Origin of the sequence: Clostridium sp. C8-1-8, assembly GCF_009928445.1 — a bacterium.
Classification (GTDB): Bacteria; Bacillota; Clostridia; order Clostridiales; family Clostridiaceae; genus Clostridium_AR.
Genome location: NZ_JAABNO010000005.1, coordinates 16,558 through 33,863, shown reverse-complemented (window position 1 = coordinate 33,863; position 17,306 = coordinate 16,558). Strand labels below are relative to the sequence as shown.

18 protein-coding genes are annotated in these 17,306 nt (G+C 30.5%); 6 read left to right on the top strand and 12 right to left on the bottom strand.

Going from position 1 to position 17,306, the window contains the following annotated elements; translation table 11 throughout:
* Positions 1–74: 74 nt before the first annotated feature.
* The 9 genes from GXK57_RS26335 to GXK57_RS07095 form a co-directional block, all read right to left on the bottom strand.
* On the bottom strand, positions 75–245 hold the full coding sequence (locus GXK57_RS26335) for a cyclic-phosphate processing receiver domain-containing protein (RefSeq protein ID WP_202127695.1): 171 nt from the start codon (positions 243–245) through the stop codon (positions 75–77).
* A 69-nt stretch (positions 246–314) separates the two neighbouring features.
* Positions 315–731, bottom strand: coding sequence for an NUDIX domain-containing protein (locus GXK57_RS07130; protein WP_160673613.1), 417 nt, complete (start codon positions 729–731; stop codon positions 315–317).
* Positions 732–1,064: 333 nt separating this feature from the next.
* Positions 1,065–1,688, bottom strand: a complete 624-nt coding sequence (locus GXK57_RS07125) for a class I SAM-dependent methyltransferase (protein WP_160673610.1) — start codon at positions 1,686–1,688, stop codon at positions 1,065–1,067.
* A gap of 22 nt (positions 1,689–1,710) precedes the next feature.
* Complete coding sequence (locus GXK57_RS07120; protein WP_160673607.1) at positions 1,711–1,848, bottom strand: hypothetical protein; 138 nt, start codon at positions 1,846–1,848, stop codon at positions 1,711–1,713.
* 13 nt (positions 1,849–1,861) lie between these two features.
* Positions 1,862–2,674 (bottom strand): arsenite methyltransferase, encoded by an 813-nt coding sequence (arsM, locus tag GXK57_RS07115; RefSeq protein WP_160673604.1) that lies wholly within the window; start codon positions 2,672–2,674, stop codon positions 1,862–1,864.
* A 26-nt stretch (positions 2,675–2,700) separates the two neighbouring features.
* A complete protein-coding gene (locus GXK57_RS07110; protein ID WP_160673601.1) occupies positions 2,701–3,138 on the bottom strand; it encodes a MarR family transcriptional regulator in 438 nt (145 codons plus the stop codon).
* 140 nt (positions 3,139–3,278) lie between these two features.
* On the bottom strand, positions 3,279–3,998 hold the full coding sequence (locus tag GXK57_RS07105) for an MIP/aquaporin family protein (protein ID WP_160673598.1): 720 nt from the start codon (positions 3,996–3,998) through the stop codon (positions 3,279–3,281).
* 27 nt (positions 3,999–4,025) lie between these two features.
* Positions 4,026–5,111 carry a hypothetical protein gene (locus GXK57_RS07100; protein ID WP_160673595.1) on the bottom strand — a complete coding sequence of 362 codons (1,086 nt, stop codon included), beginning with the start codon at positions 5,109–5,111 and terminating at the stop codon, positions 4,026–4,028.
* A 135-nt stretch (positions 5,112–5,246) separates the two neighbouring features.
* Positions 5,247–6,539: an RCCLKC-tail radical SAM protein gene (locus GXK57_RS07095; protein WP_160673592.1), complete on the bottom strand. Its 1,293-nt coding sequence runs from the start codon at positions 6,537–6,539 to the stop codon at positions 5,247–5,249.
* Between the two features lie 296 nt (positions 6,540–6,835).
* On the opposite strand from GXK57_RS07095, the gene GXK57_RS07090 reads away from it, so the two are divergent.
* The 6 genes from GXK57_RS07090 (at position 6,836) to GXK57_RS07065 (ending at position 12,469) form a co-directional block, all read left to right on the top strand.
* The gene (locus GXK57_RS07090; RefSeq protein WP_160673589.1) at positions 6,836–7,126 is read left to right on the top strand and encodes a metalloregulator ArsR/SmtB family transcription factor; all 291 of its coding nucleotides are present in this window, start codon (positions 6,836–6,838) and stop codon (positions 7,124–7,126) included.
* Positions 7,127–7,347: 221 nt separating this feature from the next.
* Positions 7,348–7,692, top strand: coding sequence for an arsenic metallochaperone ArsD family protein (locus GXK57_RS07085; RefSeq protein WP_160673586.1), 345 nt, complete (start codon positions 7,348–7,350; stop codon positions 7,690–7,692).
* Between the two features lie 24 nt (positions 7,693–7,716).
* Positions 7,717–9,462 carry an arsenical pump-driving ATPase gene (gene arsA / locus GXK57_RS07080; RefSeq protein ID WP_160673583.1) on the top strand — a complete coding sequence of 582 codons (1,746 nt, stop codon included), beginning with the start codon at positions 7,717–7,719 and terminating at the stop codon, positions 9,460–9,462.
* 36 nt (positions 9,463–9,498) lie between these two features.
* Positions 9,499–10,728: an ATP-grasp domain-containing protein gene (locus GXK57_RS07075; protein WP_160673580.1), complete on the top strand. Its 1,230-nt coding sequence runs from the start codon at positions 9,499–9,501 to the stop codon at positions 10,726–10,728.
* A 20-nt stretch (positions 10,729–10,748) separates the two neighbouring features.
* On the top strand, positions 10,749–11,021 hold the full coding sequence (locus GXK57_RS07070) for a hypothetical protein (RefSeq protein ID WP_160673577.1): 273 nt from the start codon (positions 10,749–10,751) through the stop codon (positions 11,019–11,021).
* Between the two features lie 134 nt (positions 11,022–11,155).
* Positions 11,156–12,469 carry an MFS transporter gene (locus GXK57_RS07065; RefSeq protein ID WP_160673574.1) on the top strand — a complete coding sequence of 438 codons (1,314 nt, stop codon included), beginning with the start codon at positions 11,156–11,158 and terminating at the stop codon, positions 12,467–12,469.
* A gap of 235 nt (positions 12,470–12,704) precedes the next feature.
* Here GXK57_RS07065 and GXK57_RS07060 read toward each other — a convergent pair whose 3' ends face one another.
* From GXK57_RS07060 to GXK57_RS07050, 3 genes are all read right to left on the bottom strand, one after another.
* A complete protein-coding gene (locus GXK57_RS07060; protein WP_160673571.1) occupies positions 12,705–12,935 on the bottom strand; it encodes a hypothetical protein in 231 nt (76 codons plus the stop codon).
* A 292-nt stretch (positions 12,936–13,227) separates the two neighbouring features.
* On the bottom strand, positions 13,228–15,069 hold the full coding sequence (locus tag GXK57_RS07055; RefSeq protein ID WP_160673568.1) for an ABC transporter ATP-binding protein: 1,842 nt from the start codon (positions 15,067–15,069) through the stop codon (positions 13,228–13,230).
* Between the two features lie 2 nt (positions 15,070–15,071).
* Positions 15,072–16,907, bottom strand: coding sequence for an ABC transporter ATP-binding protein (locus GXK57_RS07050; RefSeq protein ID WP_160673565.1), 1,836 nt, complete (start codon positions 16,905–16,907; stop codon positions 15,072–15,074).
* Between the last annotated feature and the right edge of the window lie 399 nt (positions 16,908–17,306).

Sequence of the window (17,306 nt, the reverse complement as noted above, 5' to 3'; positions counted from 1 at the left end):
GTTAAAAGCTACAGGTGATTATTATTTATTATTAAGTTGTATACCTATTCTCAGTTATTGAATAATGAAATATCTCAATATCCTTGACAATCCTCTCCCATATCATGATCTAAAGAAAGTAAATCTACTATATTGTTCTCTAGATAGAATATAGCCTCTTCAAATGTTCTTGCTAAAATAAATCCATCTGGGCAATCCCTTAAGTCATATACATAAAGATTAATTATATTCTTCTGTACCATCATAATAATACCTACCTAACAAATAATTACAATCTTGAAGTCATATAAACTACAACCTTAGCGATATTTATATTAGCTATTATCATTAGCTAGCATATTACTGATATCCCAGTTTTCCATCCTAGTTTTATAAACCTCATGCATCTTTTCGAGATTTGCTTCATTAAATTCTAACCATTCATACCTATCATGTTCATCAGATAATTGTAAACTGCCAGCTTTTATCTTGCATAAGAATATAACTCCAGTTATCTGATAATCCGTTGCAATGAAGTTCCAAGTATCTATTAATCTTATTGGTTCTACTATAAAGCTAGTCTCTTCTTTAACTTCTCTTATTACAGTTTCCTCAGCAGTTTCGCCGAACTCCATTCTTCCACCTGGAAGTTCATATAGATTATGTTTGGCTATACTCTTGTGTAGAGCCAAATACTTACCTTCACAAAATATAAGAGCCTTTGCTGCAAATTCTATTTTTCTAGTATCCATTTCAACAATCCTCACTTTTCCTACTATTTTTTAAGAACAGATAGGCCTCTGTTCCAATATTTCGTATAACTTTTGCTTCTATCTATTATAACAACGCCTTTTACTGAAACCTTTATTTGATCAAATTCATCAGGAATCGGCTACTTATACTTTATTCTATAAATAGGAATAATTTCCTTCAAGGAGGTGTATTTTATATGCATTTTTCGATTTTATCAAAATTATTACATCAAATAAGAAAGACTATATATTCACATATAAAGAATATACAGTCTTTCTTATTTATAACTTATTCCATTTTGAGCTGATTAATTTTCATACTTAATATTCTAATTATTTTTCACCATAAGCTACAAAGATACTTATACTTGCACTTTCACATCCACAGCTTGAAGTTGCATTACAGCTTCCGCCTACACAATCAACAAACACATTTGATAATCCTGCTTCAACAAACCAATTTTCAATATCTTTTCTATCAAATCCCATCCACCTATCATGATGTTCAGTTCTTAAAAATTCATGATTGTGATTATCTAAATCTGTAATTACAAGTTTTCCAGAAGGTTTTAGTATCCTTACCATTTCTTTAATAGCTGACAATGGATTTTCTACATGATGAAGATACATATTGGCCATTGCATAATCCACTGTGTCATTATTGATTGGAAGACTCTCCGCATCACCTTGGCGATATTCTACCTGATTATATTGATTAAATTTCTGCTTCATTTCTTGAAGCATCTCATTAGATTGATCTACTGCTATTACATTTAATCCTTTTTTCAAAAGACCTTCTGTTATAAAACCAGTTCCAGCTCCTATATCGGCGGCTAATTTGCCTTCTTTCACATCTGCAACTTCATAAGCCTTATCTCTTACAGATTCTGAAAAAAAATCTTGCCTCATGTTATCCCATTCTTTAGCTACTTCTTTAAAATAAATTTTACTATCCATCTCATACCACTCCCCTTATTACCTAACAACAGAATTCATATTTATTTCCTATATTTTGTTTACACTCAATTTTGCAGAAATCACTCATAATTTTACTCTTACTGGTATCTTGTGCAAATCCTATTAAAGCAACAACACTTAATAATCCAATTATAATCATAATAAATTCCTCCCTATTTACGAGCCTTAATGTAAGCACCAGCGAAAGCACCATCGATCACATCTAAATATGCGGGATTTTTTAGATCTTCTTTTCCTTCAAGAAACGTACTTTCAATTATAGATTTGGTATAAACATGTGCTGGTTTTACTTCTATATCTTTAAATCCAACCTTTTGAAGAATGTCTTTGTACTCTTTAGAAGTAAGTGTTCCGCCTAAGCACCCACACCACATCCCTGCTTTTGTCTTAAGTTCATCTGGAACTTCTTTCATAGTAATAATGTCTGCAATTGCTAATCTCCCGCCTTCTTTTAGCACTCTAAATGCTTCTGAAAGTGCTTTTTCCTTATCTTCTGATAAATTTATTACGCAATTAGACATTATGACATCCACAAATTTATCATCTAATGGTATATCTTCTATATATCCTTTCAAAAACTCTGCATTCTTTACCCCCATTTTTTCCTTATTATCATTTGCTAGTTTCAACATTTCATCAGTCATATCAAGTCCATATACTTTTCCACTTAGCCCAACATGCTTAGCAGCCATTAGTACGTTAATTCCGCCACCACTACCAAGGTCAAGCACAGTTTCACCTTCTTTAAGTTCAGCAAAAAACACAGGATTAGCGCATCCCAAGGATGCTTCTATTGCTTCCTTAGGCAAATCAGTAAGATTCTCTTTACCATATATGAAAGAAGTTTTACCTCCCTCACTACAACATGAATTGTTTGAGCAGCAACCATTCGAATCTCCACTATTTACTTTTCTTGCAATACCTCCATAGTATTCTTTTACTTTACTTTTAACATCAAATTCCATGTATAATGCTCCTTTCATTATTCACATCATTTACTTCTATTTATAGATTCGAGAAGAATTTCAACACTTTCTAATACTTGTTGCCTCTTATCAGCAGGTATTGTTTCATATATCTTTTTAAAGTACAAATTCATTTCTTCTTCAATCCCTTGGTAAATATCATGCCCTTTATCAGTAAGTGATATAGTTACATATCTTCTGTCTTGTTGATCAATCTCTCTTTTCACTAACTCATTCGCTACCAGATTATTTACTGTTCTACTCATAGTGCTATTTTCTAAGTTTAATAATTCAGCTAGTTCATTTAATGAGATGACTTTTGTACGACCTATCTCTACTAAAGCATGACACTGTGACATCGTTATTTTACAATATGAAAACCCGCTATCTTGCAGAATTCCTAACTTTCTTTCAAGCATTCTTATTAATTCTCTTAACTTCTTTGGATCATCCATAAAAACCATGTTTAATCCCCCTTCACAACTATTGTATCATACAATAGTTAGAATATACAACTATTATTTTGATAAATTTACCATATATTTTTTATCAAAAAAAGATACCAATACATACGAGTATTAGTATCTTTTCGATTTAGTATTAATTAAATTTCGTTATCTAGTGTCTTATATATTATTTCATTATTCACTAGTGTTTCAGACTCACTTTCATCATTACCAGTTGCGCTATAAATAGTTGTTCCAACTATAGCTCCTGCTATAGGGGCTACTATATAGACCCAAAGATCTGTATAATTTCCTGATACAATTGCAGGTGCAATTGTACGAGCTGGGTTAAATGATCCGCCTGAAATAGGTCCAGCAACTAAAGCTCCGATAAATATAGTTAATCCAATAGCAAAAGCTCCAGTAAAATCATCATCTTTTGAACTTGAACTCACCCTCATTATTACGTACATTAGTAAAAATGTAAAAATGAATTCAACTATAACTGCTATTATTGAAGAATTTCTTATATTATTAGCTGGAATGGTAGCTCCCATTGAACTTATATTTCCTAATAATATCTTTAACACAAAACTAGCTAGTGTACCTCCCAAGACTTGACTAATAATATATGGGATTACTTCGCTACTCTTAAACTTACCACTAAAGCTTAACGCTATAGTGACTGCTGGATTAAAATGAGCACCTGATGTATTTCCAAATAAATATATCAAAATGAATATTATAAATCCAAAAGCAAATGATATACCAACTGATCCAAGTGCATTATTATTGATTGTATTCACCATGATTGCACCTGTACCTATGAATAATAGAAAGAATGTACCAATAAATTCTGAAACATATTTTTTATACATATAATCCGCCTCTACCCTCGCTATATTTTAGCAATCACAGCCACAATCACAAGCTGTCGCACATGCTGTTTCTTCTTTTGACTCTGCTACGCCTACTATTCCTTTGGTAACATGAATGTCTCTAATTTTAGGTGTATTGCAATCAAAAAGCTGAGCAGTTTCTTCTGGGACGTCTACATAACTTGGTACATATATAAATTGATCTTTATATGGATTTCTACTAACAACTCCGTAAGTTTTTGAGCACACCGCAACACGTTCACCACGTACGTAATGGTGTCCATCATCATCAAATACTTCTTTCCAAGGTCCTCGATAAATAACAGCTTGGCCACAATCTAAGCAAGGTCCTTGCTTTCCTTTATAAGCAGATATTACAAATTCTCTTAATTCTACTTGACCTATAACCTTTACAGGTAATTCACTTCTAGATTCAAACTGTATTCCATGAAACCCTATCTTATCCATTATATCTATAACTTCTTTCTCTAATGGAATAGTTCTAAATTTGAGTTCATTAATATTTATAGGTAGTAAATGATTGCATGGTTCATCTGTAATTATCAATCTCATTAGTATCTTTCCGCCTTTTTCAAGGACTCTAAACGCTTCATTTACTACCTCAGTAAACTTATCGGAATCTAATGTATTTACATCTGTATCTATAATTACTGTATCAACTGAGTTATCAGATACTAATGGACTATTTCTTTTTTGTTCTTCAACGCTTAATTGCAATATTTTATATGCAGCCAAATCTATTGTTGGATTAGTATTTAGATAGCTACTAATTAAGTTTATATTCGTTTTCAAATCATAATTTTCGGCGGTTAACACTTCTAGATTTGCAGTGTCAGATAATCTATTTCTAATATCATTGTTCTTAGTAACTATTTTTATGCTACTTTCTAGATTGGGATTATCTAAAAATTCTTCTGGATTATGAGAGCATAAAATCACCATTTTTTTTGATTCACCCAATGTCGTTTTAATTATATTTAAAGATTTTTCAGATTTCATGCTAATTGAGCTTAAATCAAGTTCAGAATCATGCTTAGCTACTACACTAAGTATAGTATTCTCAAGGTTTTTTACTTTTGAATTTTTTAACATACTTACGCCTCCAAGTTTTATTCTAATTATAGATATAAGAAATTTTATTTATATTTATAAGCAATGAAAATAGTCTCAATATTTTAGTTACATTCATTGCATTAACTGTAACTAAATTCATATATTAATTTAGTATTAGCATTTTAAGCAGCATCTTTTAAATATTCCTTCTTCCACTGGAGTAACCATTCTATTATAAACTTCATCAACTCTAGGATCTGAATGCTTCCATTCATAATTAAACTCATGTTCTATTAAATCAAGATCCTGGATTGATTTTTGCTTTAATAGAGGTGAACCTTTATATATGTGAAGTCTTGTTTCATACTGTATTGGATCGATTATATCGTCTAAGTTATTCTTATTTACAAAAGTCTTGAAGTCTATTAAGTTTTCCAACTTAATCCATGGATTAAACATAATAAAAGTAGGATTTATCTTTATACTAGTTTCTTGTAAAAATCCTAATGCTTCTTCTATGTCTTCCAACGTGATTTCCTTAGCTATCTCATCAACAACTTCTTCACATGGAAATTCAACTGCAGTTGTAATAAATTTAACTCCTAGGTCAGCCATTTCAGCAATAATTTCTTTATGCTCATTAATATGATCTATTCTTGTTGTAAAGTCATAAGTAAGCTTTGGAAACTTACTGTGAAGTGTTCGTATTATATTTATTCCATGATATTTGGAATTGAAAAAGTCTGCATCCATAAAAGTTAGGTGTGTCATTCCTTGTTCAACAAGATTTGTTACATCTGTAATTACTACGTCTTCTGGAATTATATGAACTTTTCCTTCGTATGACGCATACACTGAGCAATATAGACATTTATGATGACATCCACGAGTAATTTCAGTTCCACCTATTATCTGCTTACCACCACATAATTTATCAATCTGATCTTGTGGATATTTATATAGTGGCGGTAAAGTTTTTCTATTAGGAACATAGAAGCTATCATCCTCTTTTTCACTACAGCACCCAGTTTGAGCCTTCGATAATACTGTAGGCAATAAATCTATTTCATTTTGCTCTAATTTATTAGCCAACTGCACTAAAGTATCTTCCCACTGCCCAACTATACAGCTATCACTATATTTGGGTGTAAGTCTATTTGCATTTATTGAAGCATATTGACCAAAGAAAGTAACGTGTACGTTTTTATTTAACTTCTTTACTGTTTTAGCAATTTCTATGCCTGAAAATAAAGCGTCAAACAAAGGTATAGATATAGCTACTAACTCAGCATCACCTAATATATCTTCTCTGATTCCTTCTACATAAGTATCAAGTATTGTGGTATTAAACCCATTTTCGATTAATGCTGAATAAGCTGTTGCTATACTTATAGGCTGATATCCTCCTTCAAAATTTGATACAAGTAGCACCTTTAGTTTCTTCTCATGATTTTTTTCGTTACACATTGTCTCAAAACCCCCTTTTATTTTTGTTTGTAATGGAATATCGCAAATTATGCAACATATTTTTCCCAAAAAAACTAACCAATACTATATTTTTACAATTTGTTATCCCCCTAAACATTGCATGAAATCAAGCTTATAATATGGTTAAAAATATTTTTTTCAAAAAAACATTTAACATTTGTTAAAAAACAAATAAAACCACGGGGTTTATTGACATATCCATATTTTGTCTGTATTATAGATTCATAGATATATAAGTATATAATTATATTTTTATACTGTTACGAGGTGTTATTATGAGCAATTTGATAAGTCTTAATAGACTTGAGGCTACTTTAAAAATTTTAAGTGATAAAACTAGGTTAATAATTCTGTATAGGCTCAAGAATAGTGAACTTTGTGTTTGTGATATAGCAGAGACACTTGGGATTAGCCAACCTGCAGTAAGCCAACATTTGAGAAAAATGAAGGATTTAGAAATAATTCAAGAAGAAAAGAGAGGACAATGGAGTTATTATAAAATAAATCAAGATAATGTATTGAATGATTTGATACAAGATATAATAGACAAAGTTGAACTAGAATGATTTTTGATTTGAGATATGAAAAATTTAATTATTCTTTTTATTTAAATTTTCATATCTCAAAAAATAAATCAATTCCCTATTGACACACCTTTTTCCATGTTTTACTATTAATTACATAAGCATATAATTATATGGTTATACGAGAAACATAAAAACCATATTTTTTTGCCCCTTATATAAGTATATGCTTATATGATTATAATTCTAAGGAGGATACTTTTATGATATCAGTTGAAATTTTCGAAACAGTAACTTGTTGCTCAGGAGGGTTAGATAAAGAACTTTTAAGAGTATCAAGTGCAATTAACAATCTAAAACAAGAAGGAATTGCTATTACTAGACATAATTTATCTAAAGATCCACAAGCCTTTATAGACAATAAAATTATCAATGAATATATCCAAGCTAATGGTATTGAGGATTTACCAATAACCATTGTTAATGACAAAATAGTTAAACTAGATCAATATCCAACTCTTAGTGATTTTAGTGAGTGGTTTGAAATAACAATAGACGCCTCATCTGAAGAATCATCAGGAGAAGGCTGTTCTTGCGGTTGCAAATAACGTTCATACTAGGGAGGAAATTTTATGTATAAACAATATAAAGCCATTGATTTGTCATTACCTAAATTCATCTTTTTCACAGGTAAAGGTGGCGTAGGCAAGACTTCTACAGCATGTGCTACAGCAGTGACTTTAGCCGATAACGGAAATAAAGTTTTGATTGTAAGTACTGACCCAGCTTCTAACTTGCAAGATGTATTTAATATAAATCTAAGCAGTGTACATCAACAAGTAGAAACAGCTCCTAATTTATTTGTAGTAAACTTAAACCCTGAAGAAGCAGCAAGAAAGTATAAAGAGTCAATTGTTGGTCCATATAGAGGCAAACTTCCAGATGTAGTTATAGCTGAGATGGAGGAAAAATTATCTGGTTCATGTACACTTGAAGTTTCAGCATTTAATGAATTTTCAGATTACATCACGAATGATGAAATACAAAAAAAATATGATTATATAATTTTTGATACTGCTCCTACAGGCCACACACTCAGATTATTAGAATTACCTGCTGCATGGAACAAGTATGTAAATGAACAAGATACTGAAAACTTAAGTGTAGGACAACTTTCCGGTCTTCAAAGCAGAAGAGAAGATTGCAAAAAAGCTGTAGATACGTTATCAGATCCTAATATGACAAAGATGATTTTAGTTTCAAGGGCAGAAAATATACCTTTACTTGAAACCGCGAGAGCTCTAAAAGAATTAGAAGAGCTAGAAATAAGTAATTTCACAATAGTTATCAATGGTTTAGTGAATAGCGGAAATGACAGCATCTCTGATAATTTTTATAAAAAACAGCAGATTGCACTTCAGAATATACCTGAGGAATTAAAAAATATAGAAACTTTTTTCATCCCACTGCGCTCTTACAATATTAGCGGAATAGATAACATCCGCATGATGCTTAAAGATGATCGTATCAAAGATGTAATTATAAATCAAGATGAATTGAATCTTAAGGGTTTAAAACATTTAATTAATGATTTATATAATTCAAAAAAGAAAGTAGTATTTACAATGGGTAAAGGTGGAGTTGGAAAAACTTCAATAGCAGCTGCAGTCGCATTAGGCCTATCTGAGAAAGGTGCAAAAGTTCATTTAACAACTACAGATCCTGCTGACCATTTACAATATATTATTCAACAAGACAGCAAAATAACATTAAGTAAAATAGATGAGAAAAAGGTTCTTGAAGAATATAAGAGCGAGGTTTTATCTGAAGCTGAGCAAACAATGAGTAAGGAAGATATTGATTATCTAAAAGAAAGCTTAAAAACCCCATGTACACAAGAGATTGCAGTATTCAGAGCGTTTTCAAAAATAGTTGAAAAAGCTGATGATGAAATTGTGGTAATTGATACCGCACCAACAGGTCATACATTACTTCTTCTAGATTCTTCTGAAAGAAATTATAAACAAATCGAAAGTTCCCAAGTAGAAGTCCCTAATAGCGTTAGAAAATTGCTTCCTAGATTAAGAAATAAAAATGACACTGAAGTTATTATTGTGACACTGCCTGAAATAACTCCAATATATGAGGCAACAAGGCTAGAAGAAGACTTAAAACGTGCTGGAATATTCACTAAATGGTGGGTTATAAACTCAAGTTTATTGTTAACCAATACAAAAAATGACTTGTTAAGAGTAAAGGCTTCAAGTGAATTACAATGGATAAATAAGACCATAAATTACACAAACAATAATTGTGTCATAACACCTTGGATAGCCGATGACATTAAACAAAGTATACTTCATGAGTTAATAAAATAAAATGCTTTCCCACTATTATATGTTTGGAGGTTAACTATGAATAACAAAGAAAAATATGTTTTAGTTGTAAAACTGATGAGCAAAGGAAATGAATTTGAACTAATTAGAGAGTTAGGCTATAAAATAATATCATTTTCTACAGAGTTAAGCATAACTGAAGCATTACAAGTTGATGTACCCGTTGAAGTTAATTTAAATGATGAAACGGCAGTCTTAGAAAAAGCTAAAGAATTATCAAAGAAATATAATATTGCAGGTGTGTTTACTCTTAATGAATATAGAGTTCCATTATGTGCACGTATAAGAGAAGTTTTAGGAATAAAATATGGAATTTCTTACGAAGCAGCTTTTAAATGTAGAAATAAGAAAGAAACACGAAGAGCTCTATCTGATACAGGAATTAATTCTGTTAAATATAAATTAATTCATTCTGTAGATGAAGCAATAATCTCACTTACTGAAATTCCTTTACCAGTCGTTATTAAACCGTCAAATGATGCAGGAAGTAAAATGGTATACTGCTGTCAAACACTTGATGATGTTCGTTCAGCTGTGGAATCAATTCTAAGTTGTGCAAGCAATCTAGTAGGCCAAAAACTTGATGAAGAAATTATCTTAGAAGAGTTTTTAACTGGTCCTGAATTTAGCGTTGAAACCTATACATTCGATAAGGAAACTAGAATAATAGCTATTACTGCTAAGAAAGTGCTATCCCCTTTCTTCCCTATTGAAGCAGGACATACTGTGCCTGCTAACCTTGATGATCATATTGTTAAAGAAATTGAAGCTGTTGTAAAAGCTGCAGTTTCAGCGTTAAAAATTGATTTTTCCATTACGCATATTGAAGTTAAATTAACACCAACTGGTCCTAAGATAGTAGAAATCAACGCACGACCTGGCGGAGATAACATTCCAACACTTGTAGAAATGGCTACTGGTTTTAATCTTCATAAAATTGCGTTGCTAATATCATTGGGGCTTCCAATAGATAATGTTATTCCAAAACAACCTGAAGCTGATTCAGCTTCCATTCGATTCTTAATGTCACACGCTGACGGACGAATAGAAATTGATAAACAACTAATCATTTTAGACAACCCATCAGTAACTCAAACGAATATAACTGTTTCAGATGGAGATTTAGTTGAAAAAACCACTAGCAATTACAATAGATTAGGTTATTTCATTGTAAAAGGTACTAATACTAAGCACGCTGAAGATATAGCTGAGGATTTACTAAGTAAAATTAATATAAAAATAAGTTAATTATTTAGGAGGATTTTAATATGAGCGAAAATTCAAATGCATGCCAATGCTGTGGCGATGCAAAAAAAAATACTTTAACAGAACGTGAGAAACTATTAATAAATTTAGCTTATCACTTTGCAGTTAGAGATACTGTTTCTATAAAACAAAGCATTGTAGCTGCCAAAATTGCAGGTATAACTTACGATGAAATAAAAGAACTATGTTTAATCACCGCAGAAAACTCAAAAGAAAGTATTTTATCTATAATTGAACTAAATAACAAAGTAAATTCAGCTACTTGCTGTGTATAAACATCTGGATTATTAGTTATTTATAGAGTTTTAGATTGCAATATTTATGGTGTTATAAGGTTAGTACAAATACTATATTATAGCACCATAAAAAATAATATCATATTAATACAATATTATATGGAGGTTCTTTAATGAGCGATAACAAAAAGGTAGAAGCTAGTTTTTTTAATATGTCAAAGGAAGTTAAGTTGATTATGCTTGCAACCTTAATCACTAATATAGGAAATGGTATGTATACTATAGCTGTGAGTAAACTAGTGTACGATAAAACTAATAGCGCAATGGCTTTCGGTGGAGTAATGATACTTCAATATATCGTTATGTTCTCAGTACAGTTTTTATCAGGATCTTTAGTAGACAGAAATAATCCAAAGCACGTTTCAATCATTTGTGATCTTATAAGCGGATTCTTAGTTGTAAGTAGTGGTCTAATGGTTTTCTTCACAAATATAGGATTATTCTACCTATTCATTGCTGTAATATTTTTGAATATAGTTGCTCCATTTTTCAGTTCGGCTAACTTTAGTTTAGTTCCAATGGTCGTAGAAGATAAAACTAAGCTGTTAAAAATGAACGGTTTAATAACTACTCTATTCCAAGCTGGTCAGTTACTAGGATGTGCTTTGGTTGCTCCAGTAATATACTTTTTTAATCCTCAGACAGCATTAGTTATAGACGGAATAACGTTTTTCTTGTCAGCTTTATTTATAAGTTTTACTACCGTAACTAATGTTGAAGTTAAAAAAGATAATAGTAAAAATATCGGCAAGAATCTATTGAATGATTGGAAAGAAATAGGCAGAGCTATGAAGCAAGAAAAGAGTTTTGCTGCACACTTATTCATAGCATCAGGCGACTATCTTTCGATCAATTTCTTTAATGTAATGCTCGTACCTATGGTTACACTTTGGTATAAAAACAATAGTTTTTATATATCTCTTTATGATGGAGGCTTCGCAGTTGGAGCAATGTTGATTGCCACATTTGTAGTAATACTATCAAAGAAAATAGGCACTAATAATTCTGCATTCATAGGTCTTTTTGTTCAAGCAATTATATTCGGACTAATGATATTAAGTAGGAATCCATTAGTGACATTTCTTATTATACTTATATTTGGAGCGTTAAACTCCTTTTCTGTAGCGATTTTCACATCTAATCTTCAGCAACGTTCTGTTGGCCCTATTAAGGGTAGAGTTGGTTCAATAAAGAGTTTTATTGTATCTTGCTTCTCTATCGTATTGATACCAATCATATCTAAATTACATGATATCTCGATAACTTATGGATTAGCAGCATCATGCGGGATTATTTTAACCTACTCGTTAATATCATTTTTATTCGGTAGAAAGTTTGCTTTTGGAGATGACTATTTATTAAAAACTGTGGAAGTAGATAATACTCCAAGAATACAGAAAAAATTAGATATGGCTGAAAACTCTTAATAGTTTATGTATTTCTATAATATATAACTATTTAATGAAAACTATACAAAATGAGGGATATTTTCAATACAGAAAATATCCCTCTTAATATCTATAATACTTAAAATCAACTCACTTTTGTAAAATACTTCTTCCTCCAATATAAAGCTACCTTAACCAATCCAAACTTCTAATCTCCATAGCTGAGATTAGAAGTGTTAAATACGATTCGTGTAATATATTAAGCTATTAGTTTTTACTTGTGAGAACTTTTATTAAAAATCATATCAGGCTTGTTCTTGTTTAGTGGATCACTTAAAAATAGAAATGTAGTATTATAGTTATTAATAAGCAACTGTTCTTTAAGTATGTCTTTTCTAAATGAATTTTCATCAACTACTAATCCTATTCTTTCCTGATGATCCCCTTTAATCATACTCATCATTTCAATTTCTAAAACTTTTATTTTTTCTCCTGTTAATGTCATTAAAGTATCTCCTACTTTAACAATACCTTTATATGTGCCAACTATCACTCTTCCACGGCCTTTAATATCAAATGCATCTTAAACCTTTAATACAAAATTATTTTCCATATATTTTTCCTTCATATCCTTTCATATAAACTATCTACATTGTTCTTCCTAAGTTTTAGTTAGTTACTCTTTATTCAATTATCAATAAGGAAATTATTATGTAAAACTCCCTTATAAATAACTTTATAGAATTTTATTCTCAAACTTTCATATTTAAATCAGTTAAATGATGCTATTTACATTTTTAACTTACTTGTATATCTTCAGTTTTATTTTTATTATTTGACATGTAATAATGCGCTTGCTTTTTAAACATTTTTGCATATTGTCCGTCGAGCTCCATTAGTTCATCATGGGTTCCCTCTTCTATTATTCTTCCATTATCAAACATATAAATTTTATCTGCCATACGAGTAGTAGATAAACGATGAGAAATGAAAATAACAGTGCTATCCTTTGATGCAGAAAACATATTTTGATTTAATTTATATTCTTCCATAGGATCCAATGCACTTGATGGTTCATCTAAAATTGCAACACCAAATTTTTTAGCTACAAGTCTCAAGTATGCTAATTTCTGATTTTGTCCTCCGGATAAAACTATTCCATTGTCATCAAATTCTCTAGTAAGTTGTGAATCAATACCAAATCTATCCTCGTTTGCACCATCGGAAATACCGTAAGCATCTAAATATCCCTTAATCAGATACTGGTCCTCATCATTAACACGATTCATCATTATGTTTTCTCCAATAGTACCAGCATAAACTTGAAAGTCTTGAAAGATTACCCCAAACTGATTGCGATAATCTTTTATATCATAATCTTTGATATTTTTTCCACCATATATAACTTCGCCTTCTGAAGCCTCATACAAATGTAAAAGTAGTTTTACAAAAGTGCTCTTTCCCGCTCCATTATGGCCTACAATTGCAATCTTCTCTTTTGGCTTTATAGTGATATTGATATCTTCCAAAACATTTTTTCCGCTCTCTTCATATCTGAAAGATAAATTTTTTATTTCTATTAGCTTTGGTTCATATTCTTCTAGCTTTTCTCCTGTAGCTTCTTCTATCTCACATCTACATTCCATAAATTCGCGAAACTGTTCTGCAAACAAACTAATCTTCTGCAATTCAAGTATCTGAAAAGCAAAACCATTTAAGGTATTATAGGTCTTACTATTTGCTTCATTGAGAGCACCTAGACTACCTATTTTGATTTTCTTTGATATCATTGAATTGTAAATTAGTAGAGAGGTAGGCAAGTAGTAAACAAGACCAGTCAACCCAATTACAGAATTTATAATACTTACAAATAATAGTTTTATACCATACTTTTTAGCAAGCTTCTGTTCGTCTTCCACAGCTTTATTAAACATATTAAATAGTGGATTTTTTATTTCTGTTAGCCTCATTTCTTTTGCATAATCTACTTGATAAAATACTCTAGTGAAATAGGCTTTCCTTCTTTTGATAGGATCCATTTCTAATGACATTGCATATTTCATACGATTTATGTTAAAGCCTGCGATAACATTAACAATGCACGCCATAAATGGGAAAATCGCCATGATTGGATTTATTATTGAAATAATACTAATAAGACTGACTATGCTGGCAATGCTACCGGTTAAGTATATTATAAACTCAATACACCTTACTACCTCAGAATCTCCTCTTTCCGCTGCTCGTACGAAACTATCATAGTATTCTGCTTTATCATAGGATATTAAATTAATTTTTGCCGCTTTTTTTATAATTTGTCTTTGTACAATTCCATTTACCTTAGTTTGTCTAATATCATTATATCTTCTCAAAATCACTGAGATTACATTTGATATTCCTCCTAACACTGCCCCATAAAAGATTATAGTAAATAACGTTTCATTAAAGGATCTTTTTAAACTAATACTATCTATCATATACTTGTATAACATAATTACCAACACACTATCAAAGGCCTGAATTATAAAGTTTAATACAATATAGAAAGTATAGTATTTAGGTTCTAAACGAAAAGTATATCTTAAAATATAGCTAATATTTTCCCACATACTCCTTAAGTTTAATTTTTTCATTTCCATTGTTACCCCTCCAGGACAGTATCAGTGTAATTTTGTGCTTGAACCTGATACAACTCAGCATACTTTTGATTGTTTTTCATTAGTTCTTCATGGGAACCTTCTTCTATTACCTTTCCATCTTCAAACATATATATCCTATCCGCAATCCTTGTAGTAGAAAGTCTATGAGAAATAAAAATTACGGTTCTATCTTCTACAGCTTCCATGATATTTTGATAAATATTGAATTCAGATATAGGATCTAAGGCACTAGAAGGTTCATCAAGAATTACGATATCGGCATCTTTGTTAGCAAAAACTCTTGCTATTGCTATTTTTTGTAACTCTCCACCAGATAGCATCTTTCCAGCGTTATCAAATTCATGAGTTAAGGTTGTATCTATTCCTTTTGGAAATTGTCTAACTTTATTATCTAGTCCAACATTTTTAAGTGCTTCTAGAACTACTCTTTCATCATCTTGTCCAGATGCTTCTTTCATTATTATATTTGTGGAAATAGGTAAAGCATATATCTGAAAATCTTGAAAAATGGTTGCAAACTTTTTTCTATATTTACTTTTTTCTATAGAATTTATGTTCTTAGAATTGTATACAATTTCTCCAGCATAATTATCATAAAGACCCATGATTAACTTTACTAAAGTGGTCTTTCCTGCCCCATTATAGCCGACGAAGGCTATTTTTTCTCCTTTACGAATCGTAAGATTTAGATCCTTTATTACATATTTATCTGATCCAAGGTACTGATAATATAGATTTTTCAGCTCCAAAGTATTAAATGGTTCTATTCTATCTGAAGTTGACTGTTGATCTCCAAGGTCTTCTTCTTTAATTTGAAGAAACAATTTTAAGTTCTCAATTGATTTACCACGGCTAAACAGTTCTATAGATCCATTTAAAAATGAAGCTATACCATCAGTAACATCAAATATTGCCGCCATTATAGCAGCATATGCTCCTATAGAGAACTTATGTAAAACTAAAATTTCATAAGTTACATATATGCTTGATAAAACAAACATTATTGTTCTAAGTACAATGCTATCATATATATCTAATAGGATTAGCTTTTTGTTATACTTCTTTATAGTATCGCCAACAGAATCGTAGGCCTTCCTATGAACGTCTAGCAAATAATTTTTTATAGGAAATAATCTAAGCTCATTAGCGTATTTTTTCTCATAAAATACCTTCTTGCAATAGTTTATTTTTCTTCTATACTTGGTCATTTCATTATTTTTATTTAATATTGTGGTGCTTTGTATTTGACTAATAAAAATACTATTAATAAGCGGAAGGATTGAAAACACCATTAATATTGGGTCAAACCGAACAAGGATGATAATAAGTGAAATAACTCTTGCAAGGTTTGCAGTAAGTTCTGATATATTTCTTATTAAATCCTCTGCAGCTACTTCGGCTTCCTCTAGAGCTCTTGAGTACTTATCATAGTAACTTGGACTTTCAAATTCACATAAAGAAACACTAGCTGCCTTTTCAATTACTCTTTCATATATATATCTATATAGTCTTGGCCTACTTTTCAAAACATAATAATCATAGAAGGCATTAAAAAAATGAATTATTATTTGAAATATGATTAAAATAGTAAAAAAAGTCATAACAACTTTAAATGTACTTCCATTCTCAATACTATTAAATAAATATTGCAGAAAGTATACAAAGAAAATAACGTTAAACACTTTTTCAATTACAGCTTTAACTACGGAGATCAAAAGTCTGTTAGGAGCTCCATTATTTATTAAACCTATCATATATCTTATGTTTTCAATAGTATTAACCCTTGTTGTTGTGGTATCATTGTTCTTATTACTCATTTTAACTCTCCATTCATAGTTATCTAGTTAGTCTTTAGCAACCTTCTTTGCTTGATATATAGTCTTATGTATTATATATTCACAATTTCCAACAGAAAGTGAATTTATATCATTCCTCATTATATTAGGTATTTTCGTCAAATAATTTTATTAAATTTCCCATTAATATATTTCATAAGAAAACATTTTCATAAGCAGTTATTTTATAAGTCATCATATTTATTTTTAATTTAACCTAGCACTCTTAAAGTTGTATTAGATTATTTATGCGGTAATTAGGATATTGGGATTTAGTTCCGTAGAATACAACACCCTAACATTTACTGTAATAATCAACTATATTGTTCCATGTTATGATATCATTGTCAATAAACTTACATTTTTATAATAAGTTTTGGA

Bases quoted from the DNA above. Each gene is read 5' to 3' on its own strand.
- GXK57_RS07070 (WP_160673577.1), top strand. From the start codon at position 10,749: ATGAGCGAAAATTCAAATGCATGCCAATGCTGTGGCGATGCAAAAAAA.
- GXK57_RS07065 (WP_160673574.1), top strand. From the start codon at position 11,156: ATGAGCGATAACAAAAAGGTAGAAGCTAGTTTTTTTAATATGTCAAAG.
- arsM (WP_160673604.1), bottom strand. From the start codon at position 2,674: ATGGAATTTGATGTTAAAAGTAAAGTAAAAGAATACTATGGAGGTATT.
- GXK57_RS07105 (WP_160673598.1), bottom strand. From the start codon at position 3,998: ATGTATAAAAAATATGTTTCAGAATTTATTGGTACATTCTTTCTATTA.
- GXK57_RS07110 (WP_160673601.1), bottom strand. From the start codon at position 3,138: ATGGTTTTTATGGATGATCCAAAGAAGTTAAGAGAATTAATAAGAATG.
- GXK57_RS07075 (WP_160673580.1), top strand. From the start codon at position 9,499: ATGAATAACAAAGAAAAATATGTTTTAGTTGTAAAACTGATGAGCAAA.
- GXK57_RS07100 (WP_160673595.1), bottom strand. From the start codon at position 5,111: ATGTTAAAAAATTCAAAAGTAAAAAACCTTGAGAATACTATACTTAGT.
- GXK57_RS07090 (WP_160673589.1), top strand. From the start codon at position 6,836: ATGAGCAATTTGATAAGTCTTAATAGACTTGAGGCTACTTTAAAAATT.
- GXK57_RS07130 (WP_160673613.1), bottom strand. From the start codon at position 731: ATGGATACTAGAAAAATAGAATTTGCAGCAAAGGCTCTTATATTTTGT.
- GXK57_RS07120 (WP_160673607.1), bottom strand. From the start codon at position 1,848: ATGATTATAATTGGATTATTAAGTGTTGTTGCTTTAATAGGATTTGCA.
- GXK57_RS26335 (WP_202127695.1), bottom strand. From the start codon at position 245: ATGATGGTACAGAAGAATATAATTAATCTTTATGTATATGACTTAAGG.
- GXK57_RS07125 (WP_160673610.1), bottom strand. From the start codon at position 1,688: ATGGATAGTAAAATTTATTTTAAAGAAGTAGCTAAAGAATGGGATAAC.
- GXK57_RS07060 (WP_160673571.1), bottom strand. From the start codon at position 12,935: ATGACATTAACAGGAGAAAAAATAAAAGTTTTAGAAATTGAAATGATG.
- GXK57_RS07085 (WP_160673586.1), top strand. From the start codon at position 7,348: ATGATATCAGTTGAAATTTTCGAAACAGTAACTTGTTGCTCAGGAGGG.
- GXK57_RS07095 (WP_160673592.1), bottom strand. From the start codon at position 6,539: ATGTGTAACGAAAAAAATCATGAGAAGAAACTAAAGGTGCTACTTGTA.
- GXK57_RS07055 (WP_160673568.1), bottom strand. From the start codon at position 15,069: ATGGAAATGAAAAAATTAAACTTAAGGAGTATGTGGGAAAATATTAGC.
- arsA (WP_160673583.1), top strand. From the start codon at position 7,717: ATGTATAAACAATATAAAGCCATTGATTTGTCATTACCTAAATTCATC.
- GXK57_RS07050 (WP_160673565.1), bottom strand. From the start codon at position 16,907: ATGAGTAATAAGAACAATGATACCACAACAACAAGGGTTAATACTATT.